This is a genomic window from Streptomyces sp. NBC_01445, assembly GCF_035918235.1.
Lineage (GTDB): Bacteria > Actinomycetota > Actinomycetes > Streptomycetales > Streptomycetaceae > Streptomyces.
In genome coordinates, this window is sequence record NZ_CP109485.1 from 1,968,261 (window position 1) to 1,987,408 (window position 19,148).

General features: G+C 68.7%; 23 protein-coding genes and 4 pseudogenes. 16 read left to right on the plus strand and 11 right to left on the minus strand.

Annotation, left to right across the window (positions count from 1 at the left end; genetic code table 11):
- Window positions 1–146: 146 nt before the first annotated feature.
- The 5 genes from OG574_RS09265 to OG574_RS09285 all read left to right on the plus strand — a co-directional run bounded on the left by OG574_RS09265 (window position 147) and on the right by OG574_RS09285 (window position 2,658).
- On the plus strand, window positions 147–632 hold the full coding sequence (locus OG574_RS09265; RefSeq protein ID WP_326772743.1) for an Asp23/Gls24 family envelope stress response protein: 486 nt from the start codon (window positions 147–149) through the stop codon (window positions 630–632).
- 81 nt (window positions 633–713) lie between these two features.
- Window positions 714–881 carry a hypothetical protein gene (locus tag OG574_RS09270; RefSeq protein ID WP_165914339.1) on the plus strand — a complete coding sequence of 56 codons (168 nt, stop codon included), beginning with the start codon at window positions 714–716 and terminating at the stop codon, window positions 879–881.
- 116 nt (window positions 882–997) lie between these two features.
- Complete coding sequence (locus OG574_RS09275) at window positions 998–1,291, plus strand: Asp23/Gls24 family envelope stress response protein (RefSeq protein ID WP_326772744.1); 294 nt, start codon at window positions 998–1,000, stop codon at window positions 1,289–1,291.
- Window positions 1,292–1,381: 90 nt separating this feature from the next.
- Window positions 1,382–2,032 (plus strand): DUF6286 domain-containing protein, encoded by a 651-nt coding sequence (locus tag OG574_RS09280; protein WP_326772745.1) that lies wholly within the window; start codon window positions 1,382–1,384, stop codon window positions 2,030–2,032.
- 20 nt (window positions 2,033–2,052) lie between these two features.
- Window positions 2,053–2,658 carry an alkaline shock response membrane anchor protein AmaP gene (locus tag OG574_RS09285; RefSeq protein ID WP_326772746.1) on the plus strand — a complete coding sequence of 202 codons (606 nt, stop codon included), beginning with the start codon at window positions 2,053–2,055 and terminating at the stop codon, window positions 2,656–2,658.
- Window positions 2,659–2,687: 29 nt separating this feature from the next.
- On the opposite strand, the pseudogene OG574_RS09290 reads toward OG574_RS09285, so the two are convergent.
- Window positions 2,688–3,082, minus strand: a pseudogene (locus OG574_RS09290) (PP2C family protein-serine/threonine phosphatase); the annotation flags it as partial.
- Window positions 3,083–3,186: 104 nt separating this feature from the next.
- A complete protein-coding gene (locus OG574_RS09295) occupies window positions 3,187–3,459 on the minus strand; it encodes an ANTAR domain-containing protein (protein ID WP_326772747.1) in 273 nt (90 codons plus the stop codon).
- 301 nt (window positions 3,460–3,760) lie between these two features.
- Here OG574_RS09295 and OG574_RS09300 point away from each other — a divergent pair, with 301 nt between their 5' ends.
- Genes OG574_RS09300 through OG574_RS09310 form a run of 3 tightly spaced genes read left to right on the plus strand, consistent with a single transcriptional unit; the run spans window position 3,761 to window position 5,704 of the window.
- Entirely contained in the window at window positions 3,761–4,450 is a 690-nt protein-coding gene (locus OG574_RS09300) for a HemK2/MTQ2 family protein methyltransferase (RefSeq protein ID WP_326772748.1), read from the plus strand.
- Window positions 4,451–4,493: 43 nt separating this feature from the next.
- The gene (locus tag OG574_RS09305) at window positions 4,494–4,676 is read left to right on the plus strand and encodes a CDGSH iron-sulfur domain-containing protein (RefSeq protein WP_326778415.1); all 183 of its coding nucleotides are present in this window, start codon (window positions 4,494–4,496) and stop codon (window positions 4,674–4,676) included.
- 14 nt (window positions 4,677–4,690) lie between these two features.
- Entirely contained in the window at window positions 4,691–5,704 is a 1,014-nt protein-coding gene (locus OG574_RS09310) for an iron-containing redox enzyme family protein (RefSeq protein ID WP_326772749.1), read from the plus strand.
- A 249-nt stretch (window positions 5,705–5,953) separates the two neighbouring features.
- On the opposite strand, the gene OG574_RS09315 is transcribed toward OG574_RS09310, so the two are convergent.
- The 4 genes from OG574_RS09315 to OG574_RS09330 all read right to left on the minus strand — a co-directional run bounded on the left by OG574_RS09315 (window position 5,954) and on the right by OG574_RS09330 (window position 8,683).
- Entirely contained in the window at window positions 5,954–6,919 is a 966-nt protein-coding gene (locus OG574_RS09315) for an LLM class F420-dependent oxidoreductase (protein WP_326772750.1), read from the minus strand.
- A gap of 614 nt (window positions 6,920–7,533) precedes the next feature.
- Entirely contained in the window at window positions 7,534–7,926 is a 393-nt protein-coding gene (locus OG574_RS09320; protein WP_326772751.1) for a hypothetical protein, read from the minus strand.
- Window positions 7,927–8,000: 74 nt separating this feature from the next.
- Window positions 8,001–8,156 (minus strand): DUF6131 family protein, encoded by a 156-nt coding sequence (locus tag OG574_RS09325; protein WP_227291662.1) that lies wholly within the window; start codon window positions 8,154–8,156, stop codon window positions 8,001–8,003.
- 200 nt (window positions 8,157–8,356) lie between these two features.
- Window positions 8,357–8,683, minus strand: a complete 327-nt coding sequence (locus tag OG574_RS09330) for a plasmid stabilization protein (RefSeq protein ID WP_326772752.1) — start codon at window positions 8,681–8,683, stop codon at window positions 8,357–8,359.
- A 518-nt stretch (window positions 8,684–9,201) separates the two neighbouring features.
- On the opposite strand from OG574_RS09330, the gene OG574_RS09335 reads away from it, so the two are divergent.
- From OG574_RS09335 to OG574_RS09350, 4 genes are all read left to right on the plus strand, one after another.
- Window positions 9,202–9,690, plus strand: a complete 489-nt coding sequence (locus OG574_RS09335) for a DUF5709 domain-containing protein (RefSeq protein WP_326772753.1) — start codon at window positions 9,202–9,204, stop codon at window positions 9,688–9,690.
- A 134-nt stretch (window positions 9,691–9,824) separates the two neighbouring features.
- Window positions 9,825–10,205 carry a VOC family protein gene (locus tag OG574_RS09340; protein WP_326772754.1) on the plus strand — a complete coding sequence of 127 codons (381 nt, stop codon included), beginning with the start codon at window positions 9,825–9,827 and terminating at the stop codon, window positions 10,203–10,205.
- A gap of 368 nt (window positions 10,206–10,573) precedes the next feature.
- Entirely contained in the window at window positions 10,574–11,734 is a 1,161-nt protein-coding gene (locus OG574_RS09345) for a glutathione-independent formaldehyde dehydrogenase (RefSeq protein ID WP_326772755.1), read from the plus strand.
- Between the two features lie 351 nt (window positions 11,735–12,085).
- A complete protein-coding gene (locus OG574_RS09350; protein WP_326772756.1) occupies window positions 12,086–12,754 on the plus strand; it encodes an HAD family hydrolase in 669 nt (222 codons plus the stop codon).
- Between the two features lie 126 nt (window positions 12,755–12,880).
- Here OG574_RS09350 and OG574_RS09355 read toward each other — a convergent pair whose 3' ends face one another.
- Window positions 12,881–13,606 carry an alpha/beta hydrolase gene (locus OG574_RS09355; protein WP_326772757.1) on the minus strand — a complete coding sequence of 242 codons (726 nt, stop codon included), beginning with the start codon at window positions 13,604–13,606 and terminating at the stop codon, window positions 12,881–12,883.
- Between the two features lie 325 nt (window positions 13,607–13,931).
- On the opposite strand from OG574_RS09355, the gene OG574_RS09360 reads away from it, so the two are divergent.
- On the plus strand, window positions 13,932–14,336 hold the full coding sequence (locus OG574_RS09360; RefSeq protein WP_326772758.1) for a hypothetical protein: 405 nt from the start codon (window positions 13,932–13,934) through the stop codon (window positions 14,334–14,336).
- A gap of 74 nt (window positions 14,337–14,410) precedes the next feature.
- Here OG574_RS09360 and OG574_RS09365 read toward each other — a convergent pair.
- Window positions 14,411–14,718: pseudogene (locus tag OG574_RS09365) on the minus strand (NF041680 family putative transposase); the annotation flags it as partial.
- A 94-nt stretch (window positions 14,719–14,812) separates the two neighbouring features.
- Window positions 14,813–15,037, minus strand: a complete 225-nt coding sequence (locus OG574_RS09370) for an alpha/beta fold hydrolase (RefSeq protein ID WP_326772759.1) — start codon at window positions 15,035–15,037, stop codon at window positions 14,813–14,815.
- Window positions 15,038–15,051: 14 nt separating this feature from the next.
- Between OG574_RS09370 and OG574_RS09375 the strand changes: the two are divergent.
- A pseudogene (locus OG574_RS09375) lies at window positions 15,052–15,279 on the plus strand (glycosyltransferase); the annotation flags it as partial.
- 24 nt (window positions 15,280–15,303) lie between these two features.
- On the opposite strand, the gene OG574_RS09380 reads toward OG574_RS09375, so the two are convergent.
- Complete coding sequence (locus OG574_RS09380) at window positions 15,304–17,442, minus strand: SpoIIE family protein phosphatase (RefSeq protein WP_326772760.1); 2,139 nt, start codon at window positions 17,440–17,442, stop codon at window positions 15,304–15,306.
- A gap of 5 nt (window positions 17,443–17,447) precedes the next feature.
- Window positions 17,448–17,702: a hypothetical protein gene (locus OG574_RS09385; protein WP_326772761.1), complete on the minus strand. Its 255-nt coding sequence runs from the start codon at window positions 17,700–17,702 to the stop codon at window positions 17,448–17,450.
- Window positions 17,703–18,007: 305 nt separating this feature from the next.
- Between OG574_RS09385 and OG574_RS09390 the strand changes: the two are divergent.
- Window positions 18,008–18,340 (plus strand): annotated as a pseudogene (locus OG574_RS09390) (transposase); the annotation flags it as partial.
- A gap of 261 nt (window positions 18,341–18,601) precedes the next feature.
- On the plus strand, window positions 18,602–19,144 hold the full coding sequence (locus OG574_RS09395) for a hypothetical protein (protein ID WP_326772762.1): 543 nt from the start codon (window positions 18,602–18,604) through the stop codon (window positions 19,142–19,144).
- Window positions 19,145–19,148: the final 4 nt, after the last annotated feature.

The window sequence follows — 19,148 nt, forward strand, 5'->3', positions numbered from 1 at the left end:
CACCTCCTTCCCGCTTTGTCACGAGTGCCCAGCTCAGGACCCACGAGTCGCTTCATTGATTTATGTGACGTTTTCCCACCTGGCTGTGTCGAACCTTGTGACGGGCACGGTGATGGTGCCCGCATCGACTGGTCGAGGTGACTGCCATGACGGACACCACCAACCGTCCCCCTTCCGAGCAGGACGGCCCTACAGAAACTGCGACCATGCTGAAAGGGCCGACCGGTGCTGGCACCTCACCCGAGACACGGGGCAAGACCACCATCGCCGACGGCGTCGTAGCCAAGATCGCGGGGACGGCCGCCCGCGAGGTACCCGGTATCCACAACCTCGGCGCGGGCGTGACCCGTGCCATCGGAGCCGTTCGTGAGCGCGTCCCTGGTGGAGGGACCGGCGGCGTCAGCCGCGGTGTGAAGGTCGAGGTGGGCGAGCGCCAGGCCGCAATGGACATCGATGTCGTCGTCGAGTACGGCTTCGCCATCGTCGATGTGGCGGCTGAGGTACGCGTCAATGTCATCTCTGCCGTGGAGCGCATGACGGGGCTCGAGGTCGTCGAGGTGAACCTCGTCGTCGACGACGTGAACCTGCCCGACGAAGACGACGCGGAGCCGACCGAGGGCCGCGTCGAATGACTTCCGGCTACCGGCTGCTTCCCCTAGTGGGAAGAAGCGCGCCCTAGGTGGCAGAACACCCGAGGGACAGGTGAGTGAGCGATGAATACAGCAACAGTGGGTCTGGCAGCCGGAATGGCACTGGGATTCGCCGGTTACTTCGGCGGCTTCTGGGCCTTCCTCCTCGTAGCCGTCCTGGGTGCGGTGGGCTTGGTCCTAGGTCTCGTCCTGCAGGGCGACGCCGACATATTCACTCGGCGGCAACGGTGAGTACTGCCCCCAGTGCCAACGAGTCGTCCAAACACCCGGACGGCCGGTATGCGAACGGCGCACAGCGCCCACCGCCGCCTGCGGAGCGCGGCGCGACGGTGATTCCTGACCGGGTCGTGGCACGCATCGCCGCGAAAGTGGCCAGCACAGCCCTGCACCGGATCACCACACCGCAGCACCCGCTATCGGACCTTGCTGCACCCAGCGCTCACGCGACTACGCACGACGCGACGGCACAGCTGGCGCTGTCCGTGGATCTTCCCTATCCCACAGACATCACCGCCGCTTGCCGACAACTGCAACGCGAGGTCACCGAACAGGTGGCCCACCTGACCGGTCTGGACATCAGCGAGGTGATGGTGACGGTGCGGCGGCTGGTTGTCGCGGGGCAGCCAGGTCGCGTCCGCTGATCCCGCAGCCCGAACCACCTGCGCCTACTCAGCACCGGCCATGACCGGAGCCAGCAAAACACCACCGACCGACGACGGAGGGCGGACACCATGACGCTGTCACACCGGACCGCCTCGACCGATCAAGCAGCCGGATCGAGCCGACCCGATATCCGCACTCTCGCGACAACGCCCTCAACATACGACGGGCGGGGGGCGAGATCGCCCCGCCTGTGGTCCGCACGCCGCATCCCGGCCGCCCTGGTCGCTCTGGTGGCGTTCTGTGCCATCGGAGCCCTGCTGTACGACGTGATCGCGGTGCGCGCGGGACGCCGCGCCGGAGCATGGCGCACCCGCATCGCCGAGGAGATGACCACCCGGCCCGTCGACGACCCCTGGCTGCTGGCGACGGGCGCCGTCGCCGTCGTTCTCGGCCTGTGGCTACTCATCCTCGCCCTCACACCCGGACTGCGCCGGCTCCTGCCCCTGCGGGCACCCGAGGAGTCCACGGAGATAGGGGCCTGGCTGGATCGCAAGGGCGCCGCAATGGTGCTGCGTGATGCCGCAATGCGGGTCCCCGGCGTCAGCCATGCCCGGCTCCGGGTCAGGCGCCGCCGTGTCATAGCCCGCGCGGAGGTCGGCTTCCGCGACACTGCAGCCGTCCGCAACGACCTCACCCAGGCTCTGCAGGAGCAGTGCCGTCAGCTCGCCCTGGTGCACACCCCACGGCTGACGATCCGCCTACGACACCACACCCGCTGAGGCTGCCCCGGGAGCGCGCCATGAACGGTCGATCCACACTGAACCGCCTCCTCCTGTCCCTTTGCGGCCTGGTGCTGCTAGGAGGCGGCCTGCTGATCCTCACAGCCGGGTTCGACCTCTACCGCCGGCTTCACGTGGCCCCGCCCGCCGGGTGGCCCCTGGCCGCGCCTCACGACGTCCTGCTCAGCAACGCCGACCGCGTCCACTGGAGCGATCAGGGCTGGTGGTGGTGGGCCGCCGTCATCGCCGTCCTGATTCTGGCAGCCGCCTTGGCCCTCATCTGGCTTCTCGCACAGCGGCGCCACCGCCCCAGCGCAGTACACCTGGGTGGGACGCCTCCACCCGAAAGCGTCGAACTGCGAGGCCGTGCCCTTAGCGATGCCGTGACCTCCGAAACGCGTGCTCTGCCCGACGTCAAGCAGGCCAGCGCCCACCTCACCGGACGAGCGGCGGGCACCCGACTGCATGTGGCGCTCACGCTGACGGACCACGGACTTCCCGCCCCCGTCCTGCAGGCCCTGTGTCATGGCCCAGTGGCCCACGCACGCGAGGCCACTGGGTTGACCCATCTACCCGCCCGAGCGCACCTGAACGTTGGCAGGCACAAGGCGCGCCGTGCCGAATAGAGGCGCTGCTACCGAGGGCGGTGACTTGGTGCACTCGATGAGTTGTTCCTCGCCGAGCTGTTTCCCGCCGGTTTGGTGTTCCTCGATCAGGCCGTCGGTGAAGCACAGCAACCGGTCCCCGGGTTCCGGGATCCGCTCGCTGACTGTCGGCTGCTCCCCGCCGAATCCGACCGGCAAGGTTGGGGCTATCCAGCCGGTCCAGTACGACGCGGTCACGGATCAGCAGGGGTGCAGGACGGCCGGCGTTGACCCATTGCATCCGGCCCGTGGCGACGTTCAGACACATCATCTGTGCGGTGACGAAGTGGTCGGGGCCGAACTGCTCATTGATGGCCTTGTCCATGAACGCGTACACCTGGGACAGATCGGTGTCGGCCCGTCGCGTGTGGCGATAGGCGCCGATGGCCACGGTCGCCGCGTCCGCCTGACACCCATCAGCCACGCGAGTGCCGACTGAGCGTCTGCGGCTGCCCGAAACTGTGGCGTGGCCGCCGACGCGATCCGCGCCGTGGCCCCATGACGCCTCGGTCAGACTCGGGGGTCTGGCCTGCGCTGGGCGAGCTGGCGGTCCAGTTCGATGCGGATGTCGGCGCACAGCGCACCCGAGCGGCCCCACTCGACCAGCAGCTCTGCAACATGGTGCAGCTTGATGTCCGTGCGCATGGACGTCTCCCGCAGAACGTCCCAAGCCTCCGCCGAGGTCAGCCGCCCCACGGCGATGACCACGCCGACCGCTTGGTCGACCACGGCGTCGAAGGTCCCCGGCTGCGAGCTGCCGTCACCGCCCTTCAGGGCCAGCACGCGTTCCGGGAGCCCTTCGGCCGCTGACTCATCACTTCGCTGCTCATGAGCTTGGGGCGTCAACACTGCCTCCACGGCACAATCGGCGACAATCTAGCCACCACCTTCGCTCACCCCAACGGGCGTGGCAATCCGCCCAGAGGTGTACCGCGAGCACCTCTGCTTGAGGTGCCGCCGCAACACAGCGCCACTGCGGCAGCACAACCACATCCACCACAAGAGGCCGCACGTGTGGATCTCACCCCACAGGGCACCCGGTGCCACAGAAGTCACGCACGATGTCCACACGGAGTGGAATCCGATGACCGCAGAGGCCCAGTCAGCACCGGCTCCGTCACGCCCGCCCCGCTTGCTCACGCCGCCCGGCGTGTACGCACCGCAGAGCGACACGCAGATACTCGTCCAGGCGCTGTGCGGGGAGAACATAGGGCCCACCACCGGTGTGCTGGATCTGGGGACCGGCAGCGGAGCGCTCGCCGTCCAGGCCGCGCGCATGGGAGCCCGTGTGACCGCTGTCGACATCTCGTGGCGTGCTGTGTGGGCCGCGCGTCTCAACGCGCGCCTGTCACGGCATCACGTCACCGTCCGCCGCGGAGACCTAACCAACGCGCTCCAAGGTTGCTCATACGACATCATCGTCAGCAATCCGCCGTACGTGCCCTGCCCTTCGGTCGGTCTGCCGAGTCGCGGCAAGGCACGCTCGTGGGACGCGGGACCCGACGGACGCGCCTTGGTGGACCGTATCTGTGACGCCGCCCCCGCAGCCTTGCGGCCGGGCGGAGTCCTGCTGCTCGTGCAGTCGGCGCTGTCCGGCACCGAGGCCACGCTCGAGCGGCTCGCCGGCACAGGACTCCACCCCGCAGTCGTCGACCGAGCCCGCATCCCCTTCGGCCCGGTCCTGCGCTCCCGGACGGCATGGCTGCGCCGCCGAGGACTCGTGGGCGAGGAGAGCTGGGAAGAGCTGGTGGTCATCCGTGCCGAAAAGTTCTGAACGCGCGCGCCACGTCACCGTCGACCCTGACGGACCCTTGCTGGTGGAGGGCCCCGTAAAAGTAGTAGTTGACGACGGCGCCGTATTCGTCTCGCAACGCTTCACCGTCGCGATCTGCACGTGCCGGCGAAGCCGTAACTACCCATGGTGCGACACCAGCCACAGGCGCCGCACGAAACCCCGGACCGACCCCGCACCCCCGCCCGCATCGGACTCCGAGGCCTGAGGAAGGACCCCCTCATGCATCCGGACAGCCAGGAGCCACGCGGTCACAGCCCCCCACTCCCCCAGCCCCGGGGCGACTTGTCGAGCACAGTCCTCAAAGCGCTCGGCGGCGCCGCCACGGCGCCACTGCCGCTCGCATCGCCGCGCACTGTCGACCCATACGGAGACGATCTCCAGCTCGCTCTCTACGTTCTCTACGAACTGCACTACCAAGGCTTCGACGGCGTCAGCGACGAACACGAGTGGAATCCGGAGCTGCTCGCCCTGCGCGGTCTGCTCGAACGGCGCTTCCTCGACGCGCTGCGCACTGACGCGCCGCCACGGACCGATGCCGACGAGGCCCTTGCCCCACTTCTGCTGGAACCCGTCGGCCACGACGAGTCGAGCGTCAGCCACTACCTCCAGAGGGACGGCACGTTGGAGCAGCTCAGGGAGTACGCGGCCGTGCGCTCGCTCTATCACCTCAAGGAAGCCGACCCTCACGCCTGGGTCCTCCCCCGTCTGCACGGCCGCGCCAAAGCCGCCATGGTGGCCGTCGAGTTCGACGAGTTCGGCGCGGGACACCCAGAGGACATCCACGCCCAGCTCTTCGCCGACCTCATGACGGACCTCGGCCTGCGCACCGCCTACGGGCACTATGTCGACACGGCGCCGGCGGAAGCCCTGGCCACCGTCAACGTCATGTCTCTGTTCGGCCTCCACCGCGCTCTGCGCGGAGCCCTGGTGGGGCACTTCGCCGCTGTCGAAGTAACCTCACCCCCCAGCTCGCAACGACTGGCCTCGGCCCTGCGGCGTACCGGCGCGGGACCGGCCGCGGCCCGCTTCTACGACGAGCACGTGGAGGCCGACGCCGTCCACGAACAGGTAGTACGTCGCGATGTCATCGGCGGGCTGCGAGCAAGCGAACCCATGCTCGAGCCAGACATCGCCTTCGGCGTCCAAGCCACCGTCCTCCTGGAGGAACACCTCGGACGACAGCTCTTGGGAGCCTGGCGCGATCAGCGCAGCGCGCTACGCACGCCGTTGTAGCAGCTGCCCCGCCCGTTCGGTCCTGGCCAGCAAGGCCCTTTCGTTCCACGCCACTTGAGGCGCACGGGTCGGGGCCGCGCATTCGACCGGCTTGCCGTCCTGCCGTCCTGCCGTCGCCCGAGCGGTCGCAGCTCGCCGGTAATCTGCGCGTCACGCGCGGCGCATAGCCTGGCGGGAGCCCTGACCCGGCGTGAAACTACGTGCACCGGCGCAGACGGGGCGGATGAACGACCGCACGGGTTGGCCTCTTCAAAGCCTTCGCAGTGCGGGCAGTAGACGCGTCTCCGCCCAGTCGATGAAGGGGCGCTGCCGGTCACCCCCCACCTGGACGAGTGCGATCTCGGTGAATCCCGCCTCGATGTAAGGCCGGACAGCGTCAGCGAAGGCTCCGACGTCGTCCCCGCAGGGGATCATTTCAGCGACGTCGTCAGGCGTGACGTAGGTCGTCGCGGCTTCGAAGCCGGAAGGGCCCGGCAACTCGGCATTGACCGGCCAGCCGCCCAGAGCCCAGCGGAACTGGTCGTGAGCACGGAGCACCGCTGCGTGCCGGTCGGTGTCGTAGGAGACCGGAAGCTGACCGATCCGCGGCTTGCCCGCCCCTCCGTGCCGGTCAAAGGCATCCAGCAGTTCGGCCTTCGGCTCGGTGGCGATGACCAGGTCGGCGAGCCGGCCGGCAAGTGAACAGGAGCGTTCCCCGGAGACCGCGATCCCGACCGGAGGGGCTTGGCCCGGCAGGTCCCACAGCTTCGCGTTCACCACGTCGAAATGAGTGCCCTGATGGTTCAGCTCACCGCCGGCGAAGAGAGCGCGGATGACCTCCACCGCCTCCTCCAGCATGTCGAGGCGGACATCGGCCGAGCGCCAACCCCCGCCCACCACATGCTCGTTGAGGTTCTCACCCGACCCGAGACCTAGACGGAATCGGCCCTCGGAGAGCAACTGCATCGTGGCCGCCTTCTGGGCCACCACAGCCGGGTGGTAGCGAATCGTCGGACAGGTCACGAACGTCATGAGCGGAATGCGTGTGGTGGCCTGGGCCGCGGCACCGAGCACACTCCAGGCGTAAGGTGCGTGCCCCTGCGAGGCGAGCCAGGGGGAGTAGTGGTCCGACGTCACGGAGAAGTCGAACCCTGCCCGCTCCGCCGCGACGACATTGTCCACCAGGGTCCTCGGACCAGCCTGCTCCGTCATCATCGTGTAGCCGAATCGCACCATGTTTCACGGATTGCCGAAGCCCTCGCGTCCAAAACTCCTCGGGTTCCAGGTTCACCTCGTACGACCTGCGGTCAGAAGAGGCCGACCGACCGCCCACTCCTCGATACTGAGGCCGGGTGCGCGGCCTAATGCCGTGCTCATCCCGCCGCCGGAGTTCCCGGTGTTGTTGCTGATGGCGGTGTTGGTATCCCGTAATCGCCGGACGTAACGCTGAACCCCGACCGCACCGCGGGGTCGTTCGGTTCGGACACCGCATCGAGGTCACCGGCACCCGCGACAGCGGCACGTGCGTGTTGCAGCATCCTGTTGACCGCCGCGACCCTGGACGGTCCCAGATTTCGACGGCCTCAGCTGCGGTGAACTCCAGCACCCGCAGCACCAGCACGGTCCGCTACCCGGACGGGCCTGCATCGCCGCCACCCTCGCCGAGCGCAGTTCCGCCCGCGCCTGCACGTCAAACCGCGCATCGGGAACGGTCCATCCGGGGACGTCGAGCGCGGGCGCCTTCAAATCGACTTGGGCACGGCACTCCTGCTCTTTGCGAAGTCGTCACACTGTTCCGGGGAGTAGGGGGCGCCGCCGCAGAACATGGACAGCGGATCCGGTCGCGATGTTCAGCCTGCGCTGCGCGTGCCTGGCGGGTCCTTGGGGTCGACACCGGTGGAGGCGGATGCGTCCTTGGTTCCGCTGGGGCGCTGGGAGCGCCCCCGGGGGCCGGTGTCGTGCATACCCTTCTCGTCCCTGTCGGCCTTGCTCTGGTCCTCGCCGCGGCGCCCACTGCTTTTCACGGGCTTGCCATGCGGGTTCCCGGCCTCCTTTTTGGAATGCTCGCGCCCGGGGTCCTTGGCGGGGGCGTGCTGGTCGGGGTGGAAGGAGCGGTGGGCGCTCGGGTTGTCCTGCTGCCGGGTCTCGTCGACATCGGGAGCCCAACCGTGCTGTTTGGTGCCCTTATGCGGGCCTGGGCCCTCGCCGTGCGAGGGTTGGGATGACTTTGGCTCCTTAGCCATGATCTGGCCTCCTTCTACGGTGGCGGGTTGAAGCCCCCACCACGCCTGCCGCGCTCCCCGTGATGACGTGCTCGTTACCAGTAATGCTTGCGTCCGCCGACGGAGTGTCCGACCGCTCCCATGATCCAGAGGATGGCTCCGATGACGACGAGGATGACGCCGATGGTCCACAGGATGCTGATTCCCGTGACAAAGCCGATGACCAGAAGAATTACACCGAGGGCGACCATGCTGACCTCCGATTTCACTTTTGCGCTCCAACCAGCCTAGGCGCGTCCGGCATTAACGGCGTGCTGTGGCCGGTGATGCCGTCCCAGTGGGCGGGAGCCCCTCGGGCGCGCGGCCCCGGCCGGCTCAAGCCGGCATTCCTACGGCCGCCGGTTGCAACCAGACGAAATTGGGAGCAACGGCGGCACACGATGCCCGCGCGTCAGCGGCCGAGAGCCTTTCGCAACTCCTGCTTGTTCATCGACGAGCGCCCGTCGATGTGACGCTTCTTCGCCTCCTCGTAGAGCTGATCCCTCGTCGGTCCCTGCGCACCGCTGTGCGAGCGTTCGCCTCCACGCTGCGAGGCTGACTTCTTGTCGTGTGTGGAGGTTTTGCTGGCCGACTTCGACTCCCCCGACCGCGCGCGTTCCTTGTTGACCGTCCGGGCGGCGATCTCCTTCGCCCGCCCCTTCGACTCTCCGCGGTCTTCGGCGCTCTCCTTGACGTGCTCGTACTGGCGTTCCCGCTTGGCGCTAGAACCTCGGGGCATCTTTTCGTCCTTGCCTCGGATGACGTGGAAACATCGCTATCCAGGTCACGCCAACGGAGCGAGCGCTGCAACAGCAGTCCTGTCCGGCCCTGTGCGCTGCCCTGTGTACGACCATCTACGCACCTACGGTGACGATCGAGCGCCAGGCTGTTGCCGCCCGCCCACATGTGGAGGTGCGCGCGGCGGGCGCGTTTCCTCACGCGCCCCTGGGCCACTCGGGTGAGGAGCCCATACGTCTCGATGAGGAGTGTCGTGATGACGGAGTTCGGCAATGTCCCAGGGCCCGTCCTGGCGATGCCCATGGTGTGGGCCGGTCGCGCCTCTCCGATCATCTTCAGGTCGATGCAGGCCAACGGCTTGACGGCTGGACCAGGAGTTGATTGTCGGGGCGACCGGCCCACGCTCACCGAAAGGGCGTCTCTCATGGTTTGTCGCCGCGGGACACCGGCCCACGGCGATCGAGGCGAAGCGCCCACTGCCGGATCGCACCCCCCGGACCACCGAATCGCGAGGTAGTCATGAGCGACCAAAACATGGCTGACGACGCCTACCAACCGACTGGAAGCAATGAGGAGCAGGCAGACGCGGCACCACTGGATCTCGAAGATGCCGTGGACGAGCGCACCTACGACGACAGGCTCGACGAGGGGTATTCGCCTCCGGAGAAGCCACTGGGTGTCACACGGACCGGCACCACGGCCGCTGAGCAGCACGACGGCGAGACGCTCGAGGAGCGGTTGCGGCAGGAGGTGCCCGACGCGCACGAGCCAGAAGGGGACGGCATCGGGGACCTGCCCAATGGCGAAGGCGAACCCGTGGATCGGGAGGCCGGCGCGGACCGGGCGGGCCGGCTCGTGGCCCCGGACGAAGGTGCCCACGCCTCCACCACCAACGAAGCCGTCGCCACGGACCAAGGCGTCGACGGCGGGGCCGCCGGCGCCGAGGAAGCCGCGGTCCACGTCGTCCCGGATCAGCAACTGCCCTCTGCACCCGACGACAGGACCTGACCGAAGGGCAGCGCTGCCCCCATCCCGATGTGACCGGCGCCAGAGAGAGCGTCCCCCGGGTTTACGCACATCCGCCTGGGCACTCGATCCTCTGCGCCCCGGTGCGGCGCCCCGACCGAGGAAGGACGAGAACGATGGGATTCGCCACCATGCTGACTGTCGTCGTGGACTGTCCGCAGCCACGGCAGCTCGCCGAGTTCTACGCCGCCGTGCTGGGCGGCGATATCGATGACTTCAAGGGAGACGGCAGCTGGGTCGATCTCCGGCCGCCAGCTGGTCAGCGCATGTCCTTCCAGCTCGCGCCGGACCTCAAGCCGCCCGACTGGCCCGCCGCCGATCACGACTCTCAACAACTCCACCTCGACCTCGCCGTCGAGGACATCGACGCGGCACAGCAGAAGGTCATCGCATTGGGCGCGCGTCCCCTCGATCTCGAGGACGACGGCGGAAAACGTGACTTCCGGGTGTTCTCCGATCCCGCCGGACACCCTTTCTGCCTCATCCGGCAGTCCTGACATACCAAGCTCCTGCACCGCGGTAGCGACTGCGGTCGATCTCGACTCGGCTCGGACGGCACCGCGAGGCAGCGCGTTGGCGCCAGACCATACGGGTACTGGCCGGTTGCGCGCGGCCGGCCGACCTCCTGGAGGCCGAGGCAGACCTGAAAACTCTGCGTTCACCCAAGAGTGCTGCCGCCCACCCGCCGGAGAGTGGCGCCCGGCCAGGGCGGGTGGGACGGTGGAGGGAGAGAAGGGGGCGCGCGAGGGAGCGCTGACGCCCCCAAACGACGGCAGAGCACGACCGCCGGCGGTGCCGTCGACTACCGGCCGCCAAGCGCAAGCGGCAATGGCGCTCGCGCGTAACGGCGAAGAGGGGTTTGATCATGAAGGCAGCGGTGTACGAAGGACCCCGCACAATTGCGGTGAAGGACGTACCGGACGCGAAGATCGAGCATCCCGGCGACATCCTCGTGAGGATCACGAGCACCAACATCTGCGGCTCCGACCTGCACATGTACGAAGGCCGCACGTCGTTCGAGACCGGCCGCACGCTGGGCCACGAGAACCTGGGTCAGGTCGTCGAGGTCGGCTCCGCCGTCACCAAGGTCAAGGTCGGCGACTACGTGTGCCTGCCGTTCAACATCGCGTGCGGTTTCTGCAAGCAGTGCGAGCAGGGCCTGACCAACTACTGCCTGACCATGCAACCGGAACCGGCCCTTGCCGGAGCCGCCTTCGGATTCGCCGACATGGGCCCGTACCAGGGCGGCCAGGCCGAGTTTCTGCGTGTCCCGTACGGCGACTTCAACGCCCTGCGGCTGGGTGAGGACGCCGCAGAGCGCCAGTTGGACTACGTGATGCTGGCCGACATCTTCCCCACCGGCTATCACGCCACCGAGATGGCAGGCGTCAAGCCCGGCGACCAGACCGTCGTCTTCGGCGCCGGTCCGGTAGGACTGATGGCGGCATACTCCGCGATACTCAGGGGCGCCGGCCGGGTGTGGGTGGCTGATCACCACCCGGACCGGCTGCGGCTCGCAGAGGAGATCGGCGCGATCCCGATCAATACAGCAGACCAGGACCCGTCCGAGGTCGTCAAGGAAGCGACGCTGGGGCTGGGCGCCGACAACGGCTGCGAGTGCGTCGGCTACCAGGCGCACGATCCGCAGGGGCACGAGGACGCCGCGCTGGCGATGAACGGGCTGATCGACGCGGTCCGGTTCACCGGCGCTCTCGGTGTCGTGGGCGTCTTCCTCCCCGAGGATCCGGGCGGGGCCGAAGCGCAGGGAGAGCTCGAGGCCAAGGGCAAGGTGCCGATCGATTTCGGCATGATGTGGTTCAAGGGCCAGAAGGTCGGCACGGGGCAGGCACCGGTGAAGCGGTATAACCGGGCGCTGCGCGACCTCATCGCGGGCGGCAAGGCGGAGCCGGGGTTCCTGGTCTCGCACGAGCTGCACCTCGATGAGGCCGCTGCGGCGTACGAGCACTTCGACGCCCGCGACGACGGCTGGACGAAGGTCGTACTGCACCCGAACGGTACCGGCTGACACCGCCGTCCCCTGGGGGCACAGTACCGGGCCCGGCAAGGAACGACGGTTGTTCAACCAGAGCGGGCCGCGCAGGCGGCGCGCACGGCTTTCGAAGCCTGTGGTGTGTGCGGATGCGGGTATGACACGCCGTGCCGCCTGCGGCCGTCTCACGCGCTGGGGACCGGCGTGCGCAACTTCCCGACGTGCGATTTACGTGGTGTGGGAGTGCCGTGGAACAGGAAGAAATCAAAAAGGGTCACGGCACATGCAGTGTGCCAAGGCAAGCTCTCGACGATCAGCGGACAGCGGAAGCAGACCTGCTTCGCGGCCGAGGGTTGTGAACACGACGTACCTAGGGACGTGGGACATATGGCGCGCGCGGCTCTGTTCGACGTCGACGGCACGCTCGTCGACACCAACCACCTGCACGTGGTCACGTGGTGGGAGGCGCTGCGACAGGCCGGACACGACGTCACGATGCATGACGTCCACCGCGCGATCGGCCTCAGCTCCGACGACCTGCTCGCACATCTCCTGGGCGAGGACCGTGACCAGGACCAGGACGCGCGGCTCAGCGCCGCGCACACCGCGTTGTACGGAACGTACTTCGACCGGCTACCGCCGCTCAAAGGAACCCAGGATCTGCTCAGGGAACTGGCCGGCCGGGGGTGGAGCGTCGTCCTCGCCACCTCAGCCGGTGGACCGGAGCTGAAGGCGCTGCGCCGGGCCATCGACGCGGACGACGTGATCGTGGGGGTGGCGAGTGCGGACGATGTGGCCGAGGGCAAGCCGGCCCCCGATCCGGTTCACCGTGCGCTGGAACTGGCAGAGACGGACGCTTCCGATGCGGTGTTCGTCGGGGACACGGTCTGGGACATGAAAGCGGCCGCCTCGGCAGGTGTGCGCGCCGTCGCCCTGCTGTGCGGCGGCATCCCGCGTGCGGACCTCGAAGAAGCGGGGGCCGCGGCCGTGTACGACGATCCCGCGGATCTCTTGGGCCAGCTCGCCACGAGCGTCCTCGCCCAGATGGAACGCTGATTTCCCGGGCCGCCCGATAGCCCGCGGTCGTTGGGGCTGGTCCGGCCGGTCAAGGGTGGCCGCAGGCCGGCGCGGAACGCCACCGAAGGCGCCCGGCTGGCAAGCCTGACGCCGCGACCGCTCAGGTCAGACCGACGCGGTGACCGCTCCACCGAGGTGCCTGGCGAAGAACCGGACCGCGCTGTCGGCCTCGAACCGAGGCAGCTCCTTGTGCTTGCCCGAGTTCACGTGCAACGACTTCTCCTTCGAGGCGAAGGCGTCGAACAGCGCGAGACCCTCCTCGCGCGAGATGTGCTCGTCATGCCACTGCATGTCGAACTCGACCGGAATGGTGATCTGCTTCGCCTTCTCGGCCAGGACATCGGGCCAGTGCTGACCGAAGACCGCGGCGGTGATCCTGGGTTCGATCGCCACGAACGGTACGCCGATCGCGGTGCCCATGTTGATGCCCCAGAAGCCGACCAGCCCGTCGGTGCTGATCTCCGGAAGTTCCTGGAGGTCATCCAGTGTCGCCTGGTACTCGGGCACAGCGAGCTCCCCCAAGTGGTCGTTGTAGCGCACCACGATCGGACCTTTCGGCTCGCCCGCCGCCCTCGCCCGGAACAGCTCGGCGATTTCCGCCACGTCGTGCGCCGTACGCGCCCGGTCGCCGTGACCGGGCGCGTCGATGACGGCGACGTGGAAGCCGCAGCCGGTCACGAGGCGCTGGGCGCGGCCGGACATCGCCGGGTGCTTCTTGTGGTTGCCGCCGCCGTGGGCCATCAGGATCAGGGGCGCGCGATCGGCCGCATTGGAGGCCGGCGACCAGAGGACGCCAGGGATGCCGCCCACGGTGAAGTCGCGTTCGAGCATGCCGCTCGACGCGCATAGGTGTTGCCTTTCGGGAGTGCCTTGTTGTCGAGGCGCTCCCGGCGACACCTACGTCAATCGCCGGCCGTGACGGCAAGGGGGAGCACCCACATGGATACGGCGTTCATGGGTCTCACCTCCTCGGACGGGATCGCGGTCGACTGAAAGCCAGCAGCCCGATCGCGATCCCGCTCATCCCTTTTTCCCGCCGCGTGATCACAACTCCGGACAGGCCCTAGTACTGCCGAACGGCCCCCCGTCCACAACCTCCTGGTCAAGCGTTCGTTGAGCTCTCCGAACGTCCAGCCCATGAGCGGAAGGTGTCGTCGTGACCAGTGCCATCTCAGTGGAAGACCGGTGCATCGACGCCTTCAACAAGCTCAAAACCAGCCGCCACATCACCACCGTGCTCTATCGGCTCAACGACAGCCTGGACACCCTCATCCTGGACTTCGAGGGAAGCCTGACCCACGACGAACTCCTCAAAGCCCTGCCGTCCGATCCACGCCTCGTGGCCTATGAACTGCCCTTCGCCGACCGGGACGGCAGTCGCAGAGAGGCCACCGTCCTGATCTCCTGGTCGCCCCAAGGCATCAGTCCCGAGCAGATGTCAGCGTACGCCGCGGTGTACGTCGCCCTCAGAAATCAGCTTGGCGGCGTCGACCTTTCCATTGACGCCATGAGCCGGTCCGACCTGGAGTACAACCGGCTCGTACGCGCCGCCAGGTCATAGCCCGGCTCCAGGAGGCTCAGCCTGTGCCTGGTGAGCCGATCTTCGCGGCCTTAACCGCCCGCTGAGCTTGTTCTTTAGGGGCTGGCCTGATCACGTTCGGCGATGGTCTCGGGCAGTCTGACCGTTTTACCCACGTCGTAGCGGGTGGCGGGGAACCTCAACCCCGGCGGTCGGCCGGGGCCGGGCTGGTTGGGTTTCGGTGCGCGGGCCGGGCAGGGCAGGTTCGGGCGAAGGTTCCTGAACCCTCGGCGGACCGGGCGGGGATGAGCTGGCCGGGCTCAGCTGGCTTCTCCCAGGGGCGGCGGAGGTCCGCGGCCAGCGGCCTGGCGAGGCGGAGTTGGGTGTGGGCGGCGACGATCAGGCAGGTCCACCGGTCCACCGCGCGTGAGTCGTCCCAAGGACGCCTCCGGGTTCATCTTGCTGCCCCGCCGCTGAGTCGTCGAAGCACCCGGGCCTGGATGATGCCGCTGTCACCCTCATGGCCGCCGCATCACCCGTAGGGCCAAAATCGGGCTCTCGTCATCGTTCGCAGTGAGCGTGGCCCAGTCCGCAACGGAAGAATGATTTGCCCGCGCGCCCGCGTTGCCGGCTATGACCCGCCACTCCGGGGCGAGACGGGCGGCGAACTCGGCGTACGACAGGACCTTGGACATGTGCCCGTGCAGGGCGACCAGCGGGCGGCCGGGGCTGCCGAAGTCCACGTAGGAAACGGTTTCCGCTCGCCTCGTCGGCAGGCAACGAACAGGCCCACAATGCCCGGCATCTGGAGGAGGCCGGAGCGGCCGTCGCGCTCGTCGGTGAGGTCGCCTCTGACCGGCTGACTGACGCACCCGGTCCGCTGCTAACAAACCCGACACGGCGGGCAGCAATGGCGCAGGCCGCCCGCGAGCACGGGCGGCCTGATGCGGCGGAGCAGTCCCGCCCCGGGTGCGGCAGGCGCTGACGGCGGGCGCGTCACAGTTCGCGCTCATGGTCCGTCGTGCGGGCGGATGAGAAGCAGGGCGATGTCGTCATAGCGGGGCGCGGATTGTTCGGCGTGGTGGAGGAGGGCATCGGCGAGGGCGTCGAGGTTCTCGTGTTCCGCTGCTGCCAGGTGGCCGGCGAGCGTGTTGGTGGCGTCGTCGATGTCGATGCCGGGGGTTTCGACGAGTCCGTCGGTGTACAGGGCGAGGACGCTGCCGGGAGGGAGGGGGATCTCGGTGGTGGGGTAGTTGGCGTCCAGGTCGATGCCCAGCAGCAGCCCTGGCGGCACGCGGAGGATGTCGGTGTGCCGGTCGGGGTGACGGAGCAGGGCAGGGGGGTGTCCGGCCGTGGCGAGAAGGGCACGGTGGTGGGTGTGGTCGAGGTGAGCGATGAGGCAGCTGGCGAACAGGCCGGGGTCGAGGTCGACCAGGAGGCGGTTGGTGCAGGCGAGGACCACGCCGGGGGAGGCGCCGGCGGTGGCGGCGTAAGCGTGGACGGCGGTGCGGACCTGCCCCATGAGGGCGGCGGCGGTGGTGTTGTGGCCTTGCACGTCGCCGATCACCGCGGCGGCCGTAGTGGGTGTGGAGACGATGAGGTCGTAGAAGTCGCCGCCGATGTCCATGCCGTACCCGGCTGGCCGGTAGCGGGCGGCGACATCAAAGCCGGGGAGGCGCGGCAGTGTGTGGGGCAGCAGTCCGGTCTGCAGGGTGTGGGCGAGGGTGTGGTTGGCGTCGTAGAGGCGGGCGCGGTCCAGGGCCTGGGCGATCAGGCCGTTCACTGACGTGAGCATGGCCCGCTCGGCGGGCGGGAAGGGGCGAGGCTGGTCGTAGGCGAGGACCAGGGAGCCGACCGGGCGTCCTGACACGATCAGGGGGAGGAAGGCCCAGGCTGCCATCTCGTCCTGGAGAACGGCAGGGGGGTAGGCCCTCCTGAGGTCGGCGAAGGTGGCGAAGAAGCTGGCGGCACCTGTGGTGATGACATGTGCGGCGGGGGTGTCAGAGGTCAGGGGGGACGCGTCGAAGCGGTCCATCAGTTCCGGGCTGTAGCCGCGGTAGCCGGTGATGCGCAGCCGTCCGTCGTCCACCGTGAGAAGAGCCAGCGCCTTCGGGCCGAAGGCCGGCACGATCTGGTCGGCGGCAAGTTCGACCACGTCCTGCACGCTGACGGCCTCGGCAAGGGCGGTGGCAAGGTGGGTCAGGTGGTATAGCCCAGTCGCGCCGACGAGCCCGGCGGGTGAAGTGGCCGCGGCCTTGGCCGCCGTGGCGGTCGGATTCCCGGCGGTGGGGGTGATGTGGACGCTGATGCCGCTGTCGTGCGGGTAGAGCTGGAAGGACAGCCGGATGTCGGGTGGGCGCCTGGCGGTGAAGGAGGTGGGCTGCCGGGAGACCGCCGCCTCTCGGTAGCGGTCTTCGAACACCGGGTCGTGCAGCCACGGAAGTACCTCCCATGGGCGTTTGCCCAGCAGGGAGGCGGCACCGGAACCGACCAGTTCGGCGCCGGCGGGGTTGATGTAGGTGAGTCGGCCGTCCAGGTCGAGTGCGCAGCAGCCCACGGGCAACCGCTCGGTACAGTTCAGGGCGGCCACGGCCTGGGCCAAGTCGGCCTCGCGGGAGTGCGGCGCAGGCAGCAGGCGGGGTTCGTCGGCGAACTCCAGCGGACGGCCGCTCTCGGCAGCCTGTTGCAAGAGCGGTGCCGCGCGCCGGCAGCAGGCGGTGATCGTCTCCTGCTCGGCCGCACTGAGCTGCGCCGGGTGCCCGACGGGCCACAGCAGCACGATGCCGCCCCACGCGGTGGTGCCGTCGGTGATCGGGGCTGCGGCGACCCTGAAGTCGTATGGCAGGACGATGCCGACCCGGGGGTAGCGGCGGGCGATCTCCTCCTGGCTGCCCAGCCAGACCAGGCGCCGCTGGCGCACGGCGTCCGCCACCGGGATCGCCGCATTGACGGGAACACGGGCCCAGGGAGCGGCGATCTTCCGGGACATCCCGGAAGCGAGCACCAGCCGCAGCACCCGCTCCCCCGGCGGCAGCAGAAACACCAGTCCCACCGATGCGCCGGTATCCCGCATGACCTCGGCCAGGACCGCATCCAGCAGCTCCTTTCCGGGGCCGGCAGCACTTGCAGGGACAGCAGGGACCCGCATGGCCGTCACCCGTCCCGACCGGCAGGCGCGGGCCTGCGGCTGCGCCCGAAGCGGCTGCGGGCCGCCTCCGCGCTGATCCCCAGCCCCGCACCGATCTGTGCCCAGCTCGCCCCGGCCTGCCGATCCGCCAGCACCGCCGCGCGGACCAGCTGTCCGGCCAGATCAGACACCCGGGCCACGGCAGCGCAGTTCCAGCGCACGGGCGAACCCGGGCGGGGCGGCTCCACGGGCAGCCGCGCGACGCTTGTGACGTGCAGCAACAGGAGCTCACCGGCCGCGGCCACCCCCTTCCGCGCGGGCTCTGCCTCCCGCCAACGGCGCCGGGCCCGCCAAGCCGCCTGCCGGTGCGCCGGCCTGCAGTACCGGCGTCCGCGGGCAGCAGAACCCGACAGCCGCGCACCGCACCAGCCGCACCGTGCGTCACCCATATAGGGACAATATGCCCGTCTCTCTGTGACGTCACCCCGTCCCGACCTCCGGGGAGGGAAGCAGCAGCGCACAAGACCGTGGGCAGCCGGGCGGAAGCGGGGATCCTGCCCGTAAGCGGAATCCGCGGTGCGGTCGAGACCGGACTGGGACCGCTTTTGCCCGACCGGGCCGCAAGCACCACGTCATCACCGACGGGCAGGGAATCCCGCTCGCGGTGTCGCTGACCGGTGGAAACCGCAACGACGTCACGCAGTTGCTGCCCCTGCTCGACAAGATCCCCGCCATCGGCGGGGTCGTCGGCCGGCCACGGCATCGGCCCGACCTGCTCTTCGCCGACCGCGGCTACGACCACGACACATACCGGCGCCTGGTGCGGGCACGTGGCATCCGCCCTGTGATCGCCGAACGCGGTCAACCGCACGGCACCGGTCTGGGCGTCTTCCGCTGGGTCGTCGAGCGGACGATCTCCTGACGACACAGCTTCCGCCGCCTACGACGGCGCCGCCGAACTCGAACGCGGACTCGACATCCTCCTCATTGGACTGACCGCCACCCTGACCCGCCCCGTGAGTACAGCCCGGCCATGCCGGGCTGTACCGGGAGGGCTTCTCCGCGGCTTCGGGCGGGCGCCGACGGCCCGCGGATCGGAAGATGGGCACAGGGGCACCGTGCCGTGTAAGCCCCGGGCCACGCCCTGGCACGACCCGACCGGGGCACGAGAGGAGAAGCCGTGAAAGACCTCGCCAAATCCACGACGACGCAAGAACACGGTCAACAGGACGGGGAAACGCTGCTGGCTCTGTACCTCAATGACCACCTGGCCGGGGCCACGGCCGGCGTGGCGCTCTGCCGCCACCTGGCTGAGGCCGAGCGCTCGGCGCCGCACACGCTCGGCGAGACGCTGGATGATCTGGCTCAAGAGATCGACCAGGACCGTTCCGCCCTCCTGGACATCATGTCCGAGCTGGCCGTCCCGGTGAAGCACTACAAGATCGGCGCCGGCTGGCTCGGCGAGAAACTCGCCCGCCTCATGCCCCACGGCAGCGCACTGGGCCGCACCCGACTGAACACCCTGGTCGAGCTGGAATCCCTGCAACTGGGAGTGGAAGGCAAAGCGTGTCTGTGGCGAGGCCTGGCCATGATCCCCGACCTCGCTGAAGACCTGGCCCGCCAACTGCACAGCCTCCTGGAGCGGGCCGGCAGCCAGGCGGCCACCCTGGAGAACCTGCGTGCCCGTGCCGCGGAAGCCGCCTTCGCCCAGGACGCACGCTGAGAAG